Here is a 15,956-nt window from a genome sequence, read left to right as displayed (position 1 = left end):
CTCTTTTGTCAGATGTTTTCCAAATCGTAAGATAAGATCTTTGTATCGGTTCGTTGAGATTCTTCGGATTTTACAATTTCTTTAAAAATTCTTAGGACTTCCCTAAGAATAGACCTGGATCGATTCCCATTTTACTCAGTCGATCGGATCGAATGTCTGACAACGTTTTTCCTTTTGCCTTCTTCTCTTCTTTTATCTTATCTAGTTCCCTTGTAACAATTCTTCTTTTATTTCCTACGATCTTAAGTGCAAAATACCTTAGTGCATCAAGAGCGTGGTCTAGGTATTTGATTGGAATCTCTTTTGTATTTTTTCCTTCCTTGGCTGGTTCCCAAGAATATACAGATAGTTCTTCTATGATATGGACACAGCTTCTAAAGATTCGAAGTTTAACTCCCTTCGTTGAAAAAAGAAGTTTTAGAACTGCTTGGATTCCAGTCGTTACATCCTTATCAGCGGCGACCGTCGGAAACCCGCACTCGGCCATTGTGGCCCGGTCTTCCGCGTCGTGGTCTGCGACTATAAAGAGATTTGGTCTTCGTTTCTTTCTTAATTCCTCGCAGTGTGCTCGGACTGTCTTTTCTCTTACATAGTATTCATCTGCTAAATACCAAGTCTCGTTCGACTTATCATAATAAAGCCAAAGAAACGCAAACGGGTTCGTATATCCAAAGTCAACCGCACCTGCACAATCCCAGTGCTTCGGTATTGTGAATGGTTCAACGATTGCAGATTCAAATCCCCCGTAAACGAGGCCCTCAGTGTCTACCCACTCCCCTAAGTAAAGACGGTCCCTTTCAACTCCCGTAAGCTCTGAGAGCATTTCTTTGTATTCTGTTGAAATGAATGGGTTATCTAAAGGAGTCCAGTGCCTCCTTGCGATTCTTTGCATCCGGCGAAGCGGAAGTGCCTCGCCTGTTTCAGGATCTTGTCTTAGTACAAAGTAGCGATAGATCCAGTGAAAACGATTCCTAGGATTACAATCCACGATCATTTTGTTTGTAAGGCCCTCTCTAACATGCGAGAGCCTTGTTTTCATTTTTTGAAAGGTCGCAAAGGAAAGCTGAGTGGCCTCGTTCAGAAAGATCGTGTTGAACTCGGTCCCCATGATCTTTTCCACGCGGTCTGAGTCATCTAGACCGGCGGCGTAGATCTCTGCACCGTTTGAGAACTGTATTAGAAATTCTGATTCGTTTAGTTCGTAATCTCTCCCACGGATAAACCCCATTTCCTTCAAGCAAGGAAGAAGGGTTTGTCTCCAAACAGAAATTCGAAGGTGGTTTAGTCTATACCGTGCAATTAAATGTCTTGAACCAGGACTAAGCCATGCCCTGGAAATAATTGCTTTAACTATGAGATAAGTTTTTCCGCTTCTTGCGCCTCCGTCGTAACAAATCTCTTGTATAAGATCGCTTTGCCAGTCCTCTATAAGAGCGGTGATTTGTTTTGGAGAGAAATACTTTGTAAGATCGTTTTCCTCTTTAACCTCAAGATCTTTATATTCAGTCTTCTTTGTCTGAGACTTGCCCCGCACGGTGGATCACCTTCTCCACCGCCTCTGGTTTTATCCCGACCATCGTAAGTACTTGTAAGATTGGTCTTGTAGCTTCTCCCTGAAAGTCAGATACATCCTTGATCGAATCTGCTTCACCGAGTGACCTAAGTCTTCGATTCCAAGCATCTCTCCAAAGCTTTCCTAAAGCAGCCAATTGAGCGTATGGTATTGTGATTGTCTCTCGTCCGTTATCATCGGTGGAAAATTTAGTCTGCCAATTCGAGGCGTTCCTAAATTCTTTCATGCAATTTTGAATAATCTCTCTCGCTTCTTCATTCATTTCTGCGAGCGCTCGGGCTTTCGAATCAGCGATTAAATCCGCGAATTTTTCCTCGGTTTTTCTCGTGATTTCCCGTCTTTTCTCATTCCAGTTTTGAGATCTAATATAGTGGTCTAATTGTTTGTATGTGATTTTGTATAAGGAACAGATTTCTTCTCTGGATAGACCTTTTAAATAGTCGGCTTTTACTTTATCCAGTTTTTGAGGATTGAGTGTTTTTGATTTTGTATTCTTGGGCTTGGAAACCATTCTCCTTGCATTGCTAAAGGTTCAATGCTCCAGCCTTTCTTTCTCTTGGTAATTTAAAGTCTTCTTGAATTAGCATTTGGATTCTTTCTTTTAACTCATCCTCGCTAAAAAAGGATATTTCTTCTTCGTCTTTAATTTTGCTATTTTCTATAAGATCGTCTGCTTTTACAGCGAAGTATTCTTCGTCCCCGAAGATTCGAAATGTGCATGGAACCATTACACCGGTTGCCTTTAGATGAATTTCACGGAGCTTCAACAAGGTTCGAACCGCAATAAATCCAAATACAAAGGTTGATATAATAGAAATAATTAATAAGGAAACGATCGTATATGCAAAGATTTCTTCCATTCGCTGAAGTTATTCTCAAAGCTTTAAGTTCCCTGCAATTTCCAAGTTAAGAATAACGGATTTCTTTGGGATCACCCCTACCCTCCCCGCTTCTCTATATATTCTTCACAGACCTGGCAAATATCATTAAAGAGAGTATTCGAGCATTCCCACTTTCCCCCCTCTAACTCCGCGAAATAACTTTGAGAATATCCTAAAAGCTGAGCTAACTGCAGTTGTGTAAGTTTGGCTTCTTTTCTTATTTCTCGAATTCGGCCGGCCGTTTCTAAATTTGACTGTTTGTAATTCTTTTCGAACCATACGGACTGTGCTGCTTCCGCTGCTTCTCGTACTACTTTCTTAAATTTCCCCGGACCAAATTTATACTCAATGTTCTTTCCGAGAATTTGAAGTTCAAAACCACTTGCACCCATATCCGAAATATTCACTCGGACATTTTTTATTCTCTTTTTATCCCAAAGTTCTCGAAGCTGTTCTATCGTTACTTCCTTCGCATCACCTTTTCGAATCTTTTTCAAGTCTGACTTGAGAGTCGCAATTGATATTCTCGTTCTCTTCGAAACGGCTAGAAGTCTATTCTGTGTAATCTTCTTTCCTTCTAAGAAATCTGGACAAACGATTTTATAGATTCGAAGCCGTATTGAAAATACTAACTGTAGTCTCCCTGCATTTCTAGATATAAGATAAGAAAGTTCATCCTTCGGACTTACTAAGTATCCCGGACACAATTCCCAACCCAAAAGGCGAATTGCCCGGACTCTTGTTTCTCCTGATAAAACTAAATACTTATTCCCGGGTGTTGGTTTAACCGAGATTGGTTCTTGGAGTCCATTGATTCGAATATCTTCGGCTAAGGAGAAGATTGTTTCTTCCGACTTTACTCCAAAAAGCTCTTCATTCTTTGGATGAAAAAAAAGAGAACTTACTGGTAGTGAAACCGTTATCCGAGTTCTTTCATTGTTTCTTAATTGAGGATCTTCTAGATCATTCGAGACTTGCACCACTTCCTAATTTGAAAAAGTGCATTTTTAGTCCTGAAATCTGCGTTTTGCTTATTGAAATTCGTTAGGGAACCTTATCTAAACCTCTAAGGTATTTTTTAATTCGTCTTCGGGACATGCTTGCGTATTTTGGGTTCAACTCGATTAGCAAATAATCGCGACCATGCTTCTTAGAGGCGAGCGCAGTTGTCCCAGCCCCAGCAAAGGGATCTAAAACCAGTGCTGGCTTGATCGGTCCTTTGTGAGTACATCCCCTTTCCCACGCGTCCAATTTCTTTTTCTTTCGAACCCAAGGAGCTCCGCATTTACCGCAAACACCCTTCTCCGAAGTCGAAGCTTTCACACACGGTTCAATTAAATCGATAGGGAAAGTTGCGAAATGCGCTCCTTTAAATCTTTTTGTTGTTACTGTCCAAACAGAGCGCTTGTTGCGTGTTTCTAAAACTGTCTTAAAGTTCGTTTTATATTTGGTATTTTGATTTAAGATACGACTTCTTCTTTTCTCCAATGCTTTTGGTCGATAGCTTGGGTGATTTGGATTTGTTGTATCGGCCGGTTCTCTTACAGCTTCTAAATCGTAGAAATACAGGGGATTCTTAGATAATAGGAAAATGTATTCGTGATTTGTTACACATCTATCTTGAACGGGGTTAGGCTTAGTGCTTGGTTTATGCCAGATAATATCTTGTCTGAGTATCCAGCTATCGGCCTGCAATGCAAGAGCCACTCTCCAAGGCACTCCAAGCAAATTCTTTCTTTTTAGTGTCTCAATTCTTGGAGCACCAGTAAGCTTGGAGGGTTCAGTAACTCTTTTTCCAAATTCTTTATTTCTGTCCCAGGAATCTACGTTTCTTTTATTTTTCCAACTGCTATTATATGAATCTCCTAAATTTATCCAAACAGTTCCATCATCTCTTAGGACTCTCCTAATTTCACGGAAGACAAGGACTAACTTTTCCACATACTCTTCGAGTGTGTTTTCATGTCCGATCTGACCTTTCATTCCATAGTCCCTTAAATTAAAATAAGGAGGCGATGTGATCACTGTATGGACAGAATTACTGGGGATTTTTTGAAGAACTTGAAGTGCATCTCCTACAATTACTTTATTTTGCAGGTCGGCAGGAGTCTTTATCATAGGAAGTAAAAGGGGGATTACTTTCCCCTCCCCTTCCCTAAATGTATTTTATTTCAGTTTATCGGTAGGCTAGTTCTAGTGAATTCTTTGGAGTAGTTTCTTCTTTCGTGCGAGAAAACGAATTTGATTGAGATTGGAATTTATCTTTCGGGATTTCATATTCGATCCCATTTCTCCAGATTTTTATTTTGCAAGGCCGGTGATTTCCATTTATCCCAAATAGATGAATTTGGACTGAATATTCTACCCCCGGACTCGCTTCCTCTTGTAACCGCTTTGCTTCTTTGATAGCAAGGCTTCTTGCTGAAGCCCCTGCAAAGAATCGGCCCGTTGCTCCCCATGCCTCACGATCAAAATCACGTTTGATGTGCTGGTATATATGATATTCTTCTCTGGTTGATCCAAACATTTCAGTCCTTCTCCAAAAGGTAGTTCGCCTTTTGTCTTTAAATTCTACGACCGAGACTCAAATATTATCGTCCAGAGGTACTTTAGAATTTTTCTATTCCCTAAACTTTTTGGAAATCTTAAAAATGCCCTCTATCTCTCCGAAACTTTTTTCTCCGGGTAATGTTTATTCACTCTTTTCAAGATCGACTCTTCCGTTTTCTCTTTGCTTAGAATGCGGTTGCTTACAAAATAAATTAGGAAAAAACCGGCAATTATCGATATCAATCCAAATAAAACTTCTAGCATAAGACCCCCTTCAATTCCTTTAATTGGAATGGAAGACAAAGATTTATTATTAATTTCAATTCTCTTTCTCTTTGTTCCCTAAGCCTTTTTTCTAAACTAGAAACTCCTATTCAAGGGAAACAGAATAAGCCAGAATTGTATTATTTACTTTATAAAATACAAATTTCTCTGAAAATATCCCATAATCGAATATTTTTCAACCCCCTGTGGGACTGACAGGAAATATTAGAAAGCCTTCATCTTTCAATTTTTTCTTTTCAAGCAATCAGAAAAACTCTTTCATTTTGCCAGATTTTATATTTTTTTTGTCATTATGACAGAAAGGGGTCGACGAAAGGCAAATGAATTCTAAAGAACAATTAGACACTATCGGCAGGCGGTTTATGTATGCACTTCGAATGAAAGGATACTCTTCCAATAAAGAAATTTCCGAATTTGCAAAAAAGCACAACAAAAGTGAATCAACTATCTATCGATATAGCCGTAATGCTTCCGCTATACCAGAAGCTTTTCTAGACCGTCTTCTCCAAAAAGAATCTATTTCAAAACTATTCATCTCAAAAGGCAAGGGAGTCTGGAAAGCTTCTGCAGCGGAGATGATCTCTTTGTTTGATAAAGACATCAATTCCCTAAGATTGTCTAAATCCATTAAAGAGAATTTGAATTTTGCAAGAATGTTCTACCTATGCAAAAACTTAAAAGAAGGCGAATTGGATCTTCTTGGAAGAATTGCCTCGGAACTACAACTTACAGATGACAATAATCAGTTATGGTCGTTACTATCTATTGTTTTGGATTTGCCCAATAACGAGCGAGAAAATTGTATGCGTTATTGTATAAAACTAGAAAAAGCACACTTCAAAAAGAAGCTAGAAGAAAAATCAGCCAAAAAATAATTTAGAGATCCGTTCGGACGTTGATCTTATAAATCTCAAAGGACCTTGTTTTCCATGCGAAAAGAAAATCGATAGAGAAGAAATTTGAATGTTCTCCACTTTTTCTTTCAATTCCCTCAACTTAGCTTTCTCATATTCATCACACATTTTTTTATAATCAACAGGGTTTATAATTTGAAGAATCTTTCTATTAAACTCCAAGATCATATTTGAAAACTTGGGACTTCTGATATCACGACCAAAATCTGGAAGCGCCTGATTGAACAGTCGATAATGCGCGATTGGCACCCATGTAAACCACAGGAAAAATAACAAACCAACTGCTCCAAGGGAATGCAAATTAATGTCCGCGGCTAAAGGAAGAATTAACACAAATATCGAAGATACAATTGCACCTAACAAAATACCTGCAAAAAGAAATATAGAATGTAAAATTTCAAAATAACTACCTCTAAGCATATTCCTAACTATTAGAGTCAAGCCCCCGGTTAAAGTACCATAGATATAAACAAGGGAAAGATAATGAATGGTTCCGCCTCGAAACATGACCTCGTTTCCAATTAATTCGTATGGGGATCCAATACCGATTACCGCATAGACTGAAAAAGCAACTATTGAAATCGTATGGAATATTCTAAGCGGCATCGGAATGGAAACTAAATCATACGGACGGATATAATTCAGTACAATATAATTAAAACAGAGGGGCAAGAAAAGCGTAGGAATAGGAAGCGCATTAATTAAAGGAATTCTTAGCCAGTATGGAAGAGGCAATTCCATCACAAATAGCAAGAAGCACCAGAAAGCAATCGTCAAAGTCAGGAATATAAACGAGAGAGTTAACGCATTTCTTTTTGAATGTTTATAAAAGAATAACGCTGAACAAAACAATAATGCAAACGACAACAAGGGCAAGAACACAGAAAGGGACTCCGCTTATAAACTATTTAGTCAACGTTTCCCTAAATATTCAAACTTTGCAAGAACTCTATTATTAAGAGAAAGCATCAATGAGACCAATTTTTAAACAAAACATGATCCAAAATTTTCACCGTCAACGTTGACAGTGAAAATTTGCATAAGGCTCAGACAATGGCCTTTAGCTTTTTTTTAGCTAAACTTAATTCTTTATTTATTCTCTTAATTTCAGATGTGTAATCTTTTTTAAGTTGAACTTTTTCTGAATTCAGATTCTTTATCTCCTGTCTCAAAAACGTTTTTTGTTCTTTGGGAGTTAATGGAGTCTTTTCGTTCTTATTTGCAGCTTCTTTTTTCGTTTTATTTTTGTTTTGTCTAGACACCTTCATATTTGCTTCAGTGCCATATTTAGTCCGAAATCTGACTATATCAAATTCTCTTGCGCCTTCGATTAAACCTTCACTGTCAACGTTGACGGTGGAGTCTCGAAGCTCGCCTCTAAGGTTTGAAACAAACGTATTCGAAACTTTTGCGATCCTTGCAATTTCTCGGTCCGACCATTGGGACCATTCATCGTCCTTTAGTAATGTAAATACCGCTTTCCTTTTATCTTCCGGCGTCCGTCGTAGCCCATGATCCTCATTGGCTCCAGTTGAAAACAATATAGCGCCACGCAAGTCGCCCGCTTTTACATAGGCTTCAATGGTTTTCAATCCAGCTATTCTATGAGCCATTAATCGATGGAACCCATCAGCTAAATAGAAACGCTTATTCTCTCCAAACAAAACTACTGGCGGAAATCTATCTCCATTTCTTAAAGCAAAAACATATTCTTGAACCAATGCTTCGTTTAAGCTCTGCCTCGGCTGGGCTTTAGGGTCTGCTATAATCTCACTTAATAAAACTTCCCGCAACCCATCTCTTATTGATTCTGCTGATTTTTCGATAATTTCTGATTTGAGCTTCTTCATAATTCACACTTCCACAAACTCATTTCCAAACTTCTCTCCAGTCACCTTTTCGACTAAGCTCTTTAAGGATTGCCTGAATTTCCGAGAAGATTCATCATCTTTGTTTAATGACTCCCCCCTATCAAAAGCCCTCCTAACTAATTTTGTATCTGGTATGAAATATTCCGATAAATAGGGGCCTATTATTTCTTTATATTGGTCTACATATTCCTTCTCTTCATTCGAAAGCTTGTCAGCATGGGTTGTTCTTGTTCCTACTATAATTTTCTCCATATTAGGCTTAAGTTCTGCAATCTCGTTAAGCACAAACGAAAGTTCCGATAAATCGACGCCTGAAAATGGGGTAGGTATAATTACTTTATCTGCAGCAAATATTGAGGAAATAATTACTGTATTGTATGAGCTAGGCGTATCGATTAATATGTAATCGAATTCCTTTTTAATAAATTGAATAGCCTTAGATAACTGATTCGGCAGAATCCTAGAATCGATTTTAAAAACATTTATATTCCCGGGAATAATATATATATTTTTATGCTCCGTTGGAAGATACGACTCTGAAATTGGAATTTCTCCCATAAGAAATTTGTATAAATTTCTCTCTTTATCTTTATTCACTCCAAGCAGTTGAGAAGTTGAGCTTTGAGGATCCGTATCTATAATTAAAACTTTTTTATTATTAGAAGATAAAAAAGACGAAAAGAGCATAGTTAAAGATGTCTTTAATACACCTCCTTTTGAATTCCAAATTAAAATAGTCATTCCACACCCTCCGGCAAATGGACTTGCTTCAATGTATGAATAATTTCCTGGCTTTTCGAGCGATCATTTAATCGAGCTACTTCATCAAGCTTTTCTGAAAGCTGCAAAGGCAAGAAGATGGTTATCCCTCTTTTAGGCTCCGGGTTTTCATTCTTAGGTCTTCCTTTTGTAACTGATTTTTTTTTCTTAGCGCTCACCACTTTTGCTCTCAAAGAAACTATTCTTATATTTATTTTAACTATTATTATACTCGCTCTAAGTACAATAAATTTTCATTTTAGCTCCGCAATTTTGTTTCAATCTTTAGATGCAAAAATCTTCTATTTTCATAAAAAAGTGCTGGTACTCAAATAGAAGATATGCTATTTTGAATTTGTTAAGTGCAATACTTAACGAACCCGCAAATCAAATAAAGCCCGAGAAGAGCCTGCGAAACTCTCTCGGGCGCCCTTTTAAAAAATAATCCTCAAGAGACATAATTTTTTGCTTGCATTTTCTTTTGATGTACGGGACTAGCTGTACCCGTCTGAAAGAGACATAATTTCAGTCCGATCTTCGCAGGATCGTTTTTGCGGGTTCGAAAGAATCCAACTCAGGCTATCTTGAAAATTAGGGTTAGCGCCTATGGCCGTAGGTATGTCCGCACCGATTTGAGCAGGATTCGAATATGGACCTTGAGAAACAAGAGGTTAGGGGGGACTACATCCCGCCCGAAATCAATGCACTCGATTACTGGCCGCAGATGAGATTGCTTCTAGCAAAGATCGCTTACTTAGACCAGAAAGCCCAAAGTAAATATAATTCGCCAGAAGCCGGATGTTTCGCCAGAAACATGTATCTTGCGAACCAATTTAAAATCAAAAAACAAACTGTTTCTAAGTACCTTATGATCCTGAAAGAAAACGGGGATATCAATATTACATTCACTTTGAATAAAAAAGGAAAGAAACAACGAATAATTAAATCAAAATATTCTGAATTCTTTTTCAAAGACACGAAGAATGAATCCAATGATAGTTTGATAGGAATCAATCAAGTTGATGGACGGCAGTCAATCGATACTTCCCAATCGGTTGATTCCAATCAAACGCCCAAGGTACCTAGTTCCCATAATAATTTAGATCCCACTATAGTACAAAAAACAAAAAGCAACCCATTGACCTTTGATTATTTAGTTTCTCTTTATGGGATAGAAATTTTTTCTGAATCTCTAAGAAGAGCAAATTTACAAGGAATGGGAACAAATATAAGCTATATCAATGGGATATGTAAAAATGTTCAGGCCGAAAGAGTAAAACCAGTTGTTCAAGAACCCGCAAGACCAGTTTCAAATAAAAGAGATAATACAAATCAAATAGATCTGCAAAAGCCAAAATTATACGAACCAACATGGGACTCTCTTATTGATTGGTCAAAATCAAATCTAAGTAGATCCAGTGTTGAAGTTCTCGAAAAAGTAATCTACAGTTCCGCCGAAAACAATATTTCTATTAGTAGCGAACTTCCGGAAACTTTACAAATGGTTACTACGAAGTTCTTCGCTGAAAAAGTTCGAATACCCATGAAAGTATTATTTGCTGTTCCAAGTATGCAACTAGATACCATGAGAAATTCCGGTACTATAGATTCTCAAGAGAACGATAAAATAAATACTAAGAGTGAAAACAAAGAGAACTTATATGCAAACCAGGAAGAAATAGATAAGTTCTTTGAACCATTGCTTCTTAACGCTAATGAGGATCCAAAACAAGAAAAATCAGTGGTTATAAAATTTCCCGAAGTCGCCGAAATTCAATACATCAGTATTTCGAATGGCAAAGCCGAAAGGGTTTTCGAAAGCGGGAATTACTACCTAGGGAGTTATTACAATGACTCTCATAAGAGTATAAAAACGAATTTGCATGAATTAATAAGATCTAAGATTCCGATTCCCCGATCGCGGTTTGGTGTATATTGATTAAATACGTTGACAGCTTTTCATTTTCAACTCTAAGTAAGGTCATCAAATAGCTGCGACTAAGTTTTTGAGAAATAAATGAAGACAACAAAAAGCAAAGTAACACCAAGAAAATCGGGACAACCGGTATCCGAAGCAAAGCGATTGCTTTCCGTTGTTAAAGAAATTGGTATGAAGGCCGTTGAAGCTAAAACTGGAATAACACAACATACTTTTCAACGCTGGGCTCGAAATAATGAAAGTATAGAGGATATTCTTTTAAGGGAGCTTTTGATTCAATACAGAGTATCGATCAAGTATATAAGGACTGGAATAGGGCATTGGAAGGTAACGGATAAAGAGCGAATTGAACTCTACCAGAAATTGTTACTCGATGATATCAATGCTCACAGAGAGAGCGAGGACTTTCAATACAATAGAATTATTGCATTGGCCGAAAGACTAAGTTCGGAAGATCGGGAATTAATTATAAGTGTTTCCCATAAATTGCTTCAGGAAAAGAAAAACAAAACTTTAAGGTCCTTGGGATCGTTAATTCTCACATTTCCTCAGAACTTTTATAAAACCGCGTTTTTAAAATTGCGAGGGTTACAAAGAATTGCCGGGAACACTAAATAGCTTCGTGAATTTCCTAAAATCGACGAGGACTTCTTCAACGCTGAATTCTTTTCCTAGTTTTTCATAGGAAAGAACCGTCCCGTGGAAAGTACTTTTAATGATTTGGCCTTTTATTTCCTTAAATTCAAGCAATGGAGTTTCAAATACCTCCATGACAACATAGACTCCCTCCCTTTTTAAGGGCTCCTTTAAAAGAAAAGGAATGGGCGTAATACAAGAACCACTTTTAAATGATTTCCAGTCGTCAGAGCATAATCTCAATTGAGCCCTCACTAAATTGTCAGCATTGAATTTTCTTATTATTTCAGAGAATATTTTCGATTTTCCAAAATTGTATGGCTTTCGAAACAAATATAAAAGGAACTTTAAGATTTTCTTTCTACTAAACATTTTCTTCTCTAGAACAATCCCTTTCTATTCCGCATTGCTTTTCGAGTAGCTCGATTTTGTCCCTTAGTGTTCTTATTTCAAATAATTTCAGTCTTAATTCAGTTCGAGCGAACTTTAGATCATTTTTAAGGACCTTTATAATAATTATAAGTTTCCAAATAAATAAGTTTCTCTTTATCGATTTCGGATAACGTAATTTAGGCCATTTGGATCGAAATTTCTCTTTTTCAAGAGCAGACTTACGAAGCCCTCTTGAGGACTTTGAGTAGTGACCTGTTTCGTAAGTAAAATATGTAAGATCCAGCCATTTCATCGAATTATTGCGAAAAGATTCTGATTTCTTATCCTTTAGAAAAAATGTTCCAATTTAGAATTCACATTACGCAAAGCTAAACTTCGCTGTCTAGACATGATTAAAAGCTTGATCCCGGAAAATCCTCGTTCGATATTGCTGGTCGGGCAAGAATTCTGAGAAATCTTAGAATCTAGCTAGTAAATAACAGATCCAAGAGTTATTCACTCTGAATATATGCAATCAATATTTACCCACTTTGAATAAAAGGGAATTAAGCGACATAATGAATCCGGACCATTTATTAGAAGAATCGAGGCGATTTAATGAGGGGATAAAGAAGCTAGGATATTCTTCTCATGATATACAAAATATAACCGGAGCATCACAATCCACTGTTTCTAGATGGAAAATGGGATCTCATCGAATCCCAGATCCTGAATTGAAAATCCTATTACTTTCAATTGGGTTATCTATAATCTATGTCCGGACAGGGAAGGGGAGGTTTATTGCATCCGAAGAGGAATATATACAAGTTTTAGAGAATCTCCAAAACATGGGTTTTGATCGATCGAAATTGTATTCGAACATTCAATTAAACAGGATCGATCATAAGTCTAGCCTTCTTGAATTTTCCGATCAGGAAATAATAATACAAGTAGCGAATTCTTTAATTAATAATCCCGAAGAAAAAGCTCTCAGAAGTCTCATATCAATCATATCTGTCCTTCCAGGCAAAGACCAAAAAGCACTTTTAAAAGATGCGATAAAGATGGAGGAAGAATCACTATCGAAGGTAACGAAAAAAAAATAATCATACTGAAATTTACCTGTGTTCTGTAACGAAATATCAATAACCATTTAGGACATAATTTAGATAACTTATTTAGTTTGATTACGTTTTATCACTTAAGAGTAAAAAGATTATATTAAGGAAATTCATCCGAAATTGTCAAAAATGACTAATATTTGCCTTCATTCAGGGTGAATAAATTTGACTTTCGATTACCCATTGTGAAAATGGGCAAGAAGTAATGACGTTCTTTGTATAAGTAAATCGTTTTAGAAAACGATTCGCCTTTTGCTTCTTTGATGATTATGGAAAAAATAGCAATCTTGCGGATAGGGTCGAAAGTTACTTTTGAAAAAATTTCTCGGCATAACTTTTTTCTAAACGATCCTCCTTCCATTCTCCTACTGCAATTATTCCGCCTTGAGAATCAAATAAAGTCCCTTTTCCATTTCTTCTTCCTGATTTCCATTGGCCAAGGTATTTGCTTCCATTTTCAAAAATATACAAACCGCTTCCTTCAATTATGCGGCCGCCACTGTAGATTCCTTTTAACGATATTCCGTTACCTAAAACAAGTAGGCATGGGCCTTCAGCTTTCCCTTGCACAAACACACCTGAAAGCATTGTTTTATCCGGCCAAGTATAAGTACCTTTTCCTTCGGCACGGTCATCTATGAAACTTCCTTCGAAAGAGCTTTTGTCTGGATTATGAAGTCTTCCATATCCATGTTTTTTCCCAAGTTTCCAATTTCCTTCGTAAATGAAGCCGTAGGGAGATTTCAATATTCCGTAATCTTGATATTTGCCTTTATAGAAGTTTCCGGTATACAGTGTATCGTCAGGTTGCTTCAAAGCTCCAAAGCCAATGTTACAGTCTCCGTAAATACATTTAGGACTAAATTTTAAATAGATTATGAGGGCTAATGTGAGACTACCTATTAATGAAATCGAAACAAGTGCGAATACATTTTGTTTCAGCGATAGCTTGCTCGTGGATTTGATAAGTTCCAATATTTTATTAAAAGAATTGCGCAATATTTCTCTCATGAAGTTCAAACCCTTGTATGTAAACATCGATAATATTATAAACCGGTGCGATAAAATAGGACGAATGTTCCTTGATATAAAAATTTGTAATTACTAATTCAAAACTGAAATTGAATTAATGAAACATTGGAGTAAATAATTGAGTTCCTATTTAAAATTAGCGTTAGTTGGAATTATTCTTTTTGGAGTGGATTGTTTTGGTCAATCGCAACCTAGTATGGAAGATAGAGCAAAGGCATCAGAATTAAATTACAATGGCATAAAGCTTTTGCAGGAAAAGAATTTCAAGGGCGCAAGAGAAAGTTTTGAGAAAGCTGCCAAAACGGATCCCGTGGCAGGTGAATATGTGAATAACATTGGTGTATCGTATTTAAACTCAGGCCAGTTGGAACAAGCGATTGAATATTTTATAAAAGCAACAGAGGTTGAGCCAAATCTTCCTAGACCTTACTATAATCTCGGCGTTGCATATCAAGCAATAAGGGAAAATGAAAAGGCGATTTCAAATTATGAAAAAGCCGTTTCGCTTAATTCTAATTGGCCGGAAGCTTTATACAACTTAGGAATTGTATACTCGCGAATTGGAGACAAGAAGAAGGCAGTTTTATCTTATAAAAAATTCATTGCAATCGCTTCGCCTGAAATGTCTGGGCCGGTACAAGATGCTAAGTTGAAAATATCGGAACTAGAAAAGTAAAATTATATAAAATGAATAGAAAACAAATAATCATAATAGTGCAAGCAACGCTCGTCCTTTTTGCTTCTATAGGCTGTAATAGTGGCTTAGATGTAGAGAAATTCGTCGAGAAGAAGCTAAAGAATAGGGAAGGCAAACCAAATTTATTTATCTTAGACGGAACTGCTTTTTCCGCAGATATCTTTAGATCTGAATTATTATTTGAACGAAGCCATTTTGAAACAAAACAGGATTTTCCTGCACCTCAAGAATTACGGAGATATTTGGATCAATATATCGAAGAATCCGTGATTATAGATGAAGCTATATCCGATTTAGATCTAAATAATCCCGAGGTCGCTGCCTATCTTTGGCCCTATATTAGGAAAGGCTTAGTTTCCTATTACTTAGATAAAAAGTCTGGTGTATTCGATTTAAACAATAACTACCAGGATATTCAAATTCCCGAGAAGGAATTGGAAGCGTTCTATAAAGAGCACTCATCTTCATTCAAAGGGATGTCGGAAAAGGAATCCTTACTCAGAATTTCGAATACCGCCCGTTTTGCGAAATGGAAAAAGCTCTATGATTTGAAAAACGAATCAAAGAAAGACATACTTGGTGCTCTAAGAAAAAGACACTCAGTTCAAGTCCGCGAAGGTGAATTCAATAGGATCGGTTCTGAAAAATGATACTATTTAATCGTATTCATTTGGTTCTATTAGTTTCTTTATCGGTTGTTGTAATATCGTGTTCGTCCGAGGAAGAGGCGCAAAAATTCTATAACGCTGGCTTGAAGGCTTACGCGGAAAGAAATCTAAAAGTAGCTACTGAGAATTTTGAAAATGCGATAGATTCTGATAAAAAGAATATTTCGGCCCGGCTTATGCTTGGTAAATCTTATTATTACACTCAGAAATTCGAAGAGTCAAAGAAGATTTTTGAGAACTTTCTCAAAGATTACCCTGGGAATTCATCTGCACATGTCTGGATTGCTCGGATATTAATGTATGAAAATGCCACCCCTGAGAAAGTAAAAGAAGCAAAGGAACATTTATTTAAAGCGATCCAATTGGACGATTCTAACCCTGACGCGCATTATCATCTAGCAAAGCTATTTGAATATGAGAGCGATGTTGTTAGTGCGCTATTAGAGTATAATAATGCTCTAAAACTTGGGGGCCAGCTTAGCAGAGTTCATAAAGATTTGGCCGTTCTTTATAAAAAATCGGGCATGGATGAACGCGCACAAGAACATTTACGCGCCACTTCTGCGTCTGACCGAGTTGTATCCTCTTCGGAAGAAGGTTACGAAGCCGAGGTTAATCAAAAGAAAGGGAAAAAGAAAAATTCTAAATAGGCGGAAGG

At 37.0% G+C, this 15,956-nt stretch carries 19 protein-coding genes and 1 pseudogene; 7 read left to right on the top strand and 13 right to left on the bottom strand.

Features of this window, described 5'->3' with window-relative positions; all coding sequences use genetic code 11:
- Positions 1-91 precede the first annotated feature (91 nt).
- The 7 genes and pseudogenes from LEP1GSC185_RS10025 to LEP1GSC185_RS10000 form a co-directional block, all read right to left on the bottom strand.
- A complete protein-coding gene (locus LEP1GSC185_RS10025; RefSeq protein ID WP_008591891.1) occupies positions 92-1,534 on the bottom strand; it encodes a PBSX family phage terminase large subunit in 1,443 nt (480 codons plus the stop codon).
- On the bottom strand, positions 1,503-2,084 hold the full coding sequence (locus LEP1GSC185_RS10020) for a hypothetical protein (RefSeq protein WP_008591880.1): 582 nt from the start codon (positions 2,082-2,084) through the stop codon (positions 1,503-1,505). The genes LEP1GSC185_RS10025 and LEP1GSC185_RS10020 overlap by 32 nt, the downstream gene beginning before the upstream one ends.
- Positions 2,085-2,097: 13 nt before the next feature.
- Positions 2,098-2,433 carry a hypothetical protein gene (locus LEP1GSC185_RS10015; RefSeq protein WP_008591875.1) on the bottom strand — a complete coding sequence of 112 codons (336 nt, stop codon included), beginning with the start codon at positions 2,431-2,433 and terminating at the stop codon, positions 2,098-2,100.
- A gap of 77 nt (positions 2,434-2,510) precedes the next feature.
- The gene (locus LEP1GSC185_RS20175; RefSeq protein ID WP_232298445.1) at positions 2,511-2,951 is read right to left on the bottom strand and encodes a helix-turn-helix domain-containing protein; all 441 of its coding nucleotides are present in this window, start codon (positions 2,949-2,951) and stop codon (positions 2,511-2,513) included.
- A 186-nt stretch (positions 2,952-3,137) separates the two neighbouring features.
- Positions 3,138-3,434: pseudogene (locus LEP1GSC185_RS20170) on the bottom strand (ParB/Srx family N-terminal domain-containing protein); the annotation flags it as partial.
- A gap of 64 nt (positions 3,435-3,498) precedes the next feature.
- Positions 3,499-4,572 (bottom strand): DNA-methyltransferase, encoded by a 1,074-nt coding sequence (locus LEP1GSC185_RS10005; protein ID WP_008591907.1) that lies wholly within the window; start codon positions 4,570-4,572, stop codon positions 3,499-3,501.
- Positions 4,573-4,630: 58 nt separating this feature from the next.
- Entirely contained in the window at positions 4,631-4,981 is a 351-nt protein-coding gene (locus LEP1GSC185_RS10000) for a hypothetical protein (protein WP_008596663.1), read from the bottom strand.
- Positions 4,982-5,609: 628 nt separating this feature from the next.
- Here LEP1GSC185_RS10000 and LEP1GSC185_RS09990 point away from each other — a divergent pair.
- Positions 5,610-6,164, top strand: a complete 555-nt coding sequence (locus LEP1GSC185_RS09990) for a hypothetical protein (protein ID WP_008596690.1) — start codon at positions 5,610-5,612, stop codon at positions 6,162-6,164.
- Here LEP1GSC185_RS09990 and LEP1GSC185_RS09985 read toward each other — a convergent pair.
- The 4 genes from LEP1GSC185_RS09985 to LEP1GSC185_RS09970 all read right to left on the bottom strand — a co-directional run bounded on the left by LEP1GSC185_RS09985 (position 6,150) and on the right by LEP1GSC185_RS09970 (position 9,027).
- A complete protein-coding gene (locus tag LEP1GSC185_RS09985) occupies positions 6,150-6,944 on the bottom strand; it encodes a hypothetical protein (RefSeq protein WP_008596679.1) in 795 nt (264 codons plus the stop codon). The two genes, LEP1GSC185_RS09990 and LEP1GSC185_RS09985, sit on opposite strands and share 15 nt — an antisense overlap.
- Positions 6,945-7,249: 305 nt before the next feature.
- Complete coding sequence (locus tag LEP1GSC185_RS09980; protein WP_008591868.1) at positions 7,250-8,053, bottom strand: ParB/RepB/Spo0J family partition protein; 804 nt, start codon at positions 8,051-8,053, stop codon at positions 7,250-7,252.
- Positions 8,054-8,056: 3 nt separating this feature from the next.
- The gene (locus tag LEP1GSC185_RS09975) at positions 8,057-8,815 is read right to left on the bottom strand and encodes a ParA family protein (protein ID WP_008591849.1); all 759 of its coding nucleotides are present in this window, start codon (positions 8,813-8,815) and stop codon (positions 8,057-8,059) included.
- On the bottom strand, positions 8,812-9,027 hold the full coding sequence (locus LEP1GSC185_RS09970) for a hypothetical protein (protein WP_010513394.1): 216 nt from the start codon (positions 9,025-9,027) through the stop codon (positions 8,812-8,814). Before LEP1GSC185_RS09970 ends, LEP1GSC185_RS09975 begins: the two co-directional genes overlap by 4 nt.
- Positions 9,028-9,482: 455 nt before the next feature.
- Between LEP1GSC185_RS09970 and LEP1GSC185_RS09965 the strand changes: the two genes are divergently transcribed.
- Together LEP1GSC185_RS09965 and LEP1GSC185_RS09960 are read left to right on the top strand one after the other, a co-directional pair.
- Positions 9,483-10,772, top strand: a complete 1,290-nt coding sequence (locus LEP1GSC185_RS09965) for a hypothetical protein (RefSeq protein WP_008591857.1) — start codon at positions 9,483-9,485, stop codon at positions 10,770-10,772.
- Positions 10,773-10,850: 78 nt separating this feature from the next.
- Positions 10,851-11,390 (top strand): hypothetical protein, encoded by a 540-nt coding sequence (locus tag LEP1GSC185_RS09960; protein WP_008596659.1) that lies wholly within the window; start codon positions 10,851-10,853, stop codon positions 11,388-11,390.
- On the opposite strand, the gene LEP1GSC185_RS09955 is transcribed toward LEP1GSC185_RS09960, so the two are convergent.
- Positions 11,361-11,780, bottom strand: coding sequence for a hypothetical protein (locus LEP1GSC185_RS09955; protein WP_008596658.1), 420 nt, complete (start codon positions 11,778-11,780; stop codon positions 11,361-11,363). The two genes, LEP1GSC185_RS09960 and LEP1GSC185_RS09955, sit on opposite strands and share 30 nt — an antisense overlap.
- 578 nt (positions 11,781-12,358) lie before the next feature.
- Here LEP1GSC185_RS09955 and LEP1GSC185_RS09945 point away from each other — a divergent pair.
- Positions 12,359-12,886: a hypothetical protein gene (locus LEP1GSC185_RS09945; RefSeq protein WP_008591813.1), complete on the top strand. Its 528-nt coding sequence runs from the start codon at positions 12,359-12,361 to the stop codon at positions 12,884-12,886.
- Positions 12,887-13,207: 321 nt separating this feature from the next.
- On the opposite strand, the gene LEP1GSC185_RS09940 is transcribed toward LEP1GSC185_RS09945, so the two are convergent.
- The gene (locus LEP1GSC185_RS09940; RefSeq protein ID WP_008596642.1) at positions 13,208-13,912 is read right to left on the bottom strand and encodes an MORN repeat-containing protein; all 705 of its coding nucleotides are present in this window, start codon (positions 13,910-13,912) and stop codon (positions 13,208-13,210) included.
- Between the two features lie 139 nt (positions 13,913-14,051).
- Between LEP1GSC185_RS09940 and LEP1GSC185_RS09935 the strand changes: the two genes are divergently transcribed.
- From LEP1GSC185_RS09935 to LEP1GSC185_RS09925, 3 genes are all read left to right on the top strand, one after another.
- The gene (locus LEP1GSC185_RS09935) at positions 14,052-14,609 is read left to right on the top strand and encodes a tetratricopeptide repeat protein (protein WP_008591881.1); all 558 of its coding nucleotides are present in this window, start codon (positions 14,052-14,054) and stop codon (positions 14,607-14,609) included.
- A 263-nt stretch (positions 14,610-14,872) separates the two neighbouring features.
- The gene (locus LEP1GSC185_RS20165) at positions 14,873-15,280 is read left to right on the top strand and encodes a hypothetical protein (protein ID WP_232298442.1); all 408 of its coding nucleotides are present in this window, start codon (positions 14,873-14,875) and stop codon (positions 15,278-15,280) included.
- On the top strand, positions 15,277-15,948 hold the full coding sequence (locus LEP1GSC185_RS09925) for a tetratricopeptide repeat protein (RefSeq protein WP_008591831.1): 672 nt from the start codon (positions 15,277-15,279) through the stop codon (positions 15,946-15,948). The genes LEP1GSC185_RS20165 and LEP1GSC185_RS09925 overlap by 4 nt, the downstream gene beginning before the upstream one ends.
- Positions 15,949-15,956: the final 8 nt, after the last annotated feature.

It is taken from the genome of Leptospira licerasiae serovar Varillal str. VAR 010, from assembly GCF_000244755.1.
GTDB classification, from domain to species: domain Bacteria; phylum Spirochaetota; class Leptospiria; order Leptospirales; family Leptospiraceae; genus Leptospira_B; species Leptospira_B licerasiae.
This window is presented reverse-complemented; position numbering and strand designations above follow the sequence as displayed.